Raw genomic sequence first — 223 nt, forward strand, 5'->3', positions numbered from 1 at the left:
TCCAAGAAGTTTGGTCTCATTGGCAAACTCTGAATGCAGCAATGATTGCTTTTACAGCAAGCTTATTGGCGGTTTATGCGGCTAAATATCACGAAGAAAAGAATCGAGAGAGCCAACTTTTAGCTGCAAGAGCATTGTTACCTCAAACTCTGTCTGACTTAACTAAATACACAACTGAGATGGCTAGCTTCTACACCGAATCAATTGAATTTTGGAAAGGTAT

Annotated in this window: 1 protein-coding gene; it reads left to right on the top strand. The window is 39.5% G+C overall.

Annotated elements, in window-relative coordinates; all coding sequences use genetic code 11:
* Nucleotides 1–223 (top strand): hypothetical protein (locus IQR33_RS36150; RefSeq protein WP_416222705.1); only part of this gene is annotated, 223 nt, incomplete at both ends.

This window comes from Vibrio sp. OPT46, assembly GCF_015163535.1.
GTDB classification, from domain to species: domain Bacteria; phylum Pseudomonadota; class Gammaproteobacteria; order Enterobacterales; family Vibrionaceae; genus Vibrio; species Vibrio alginolyticus.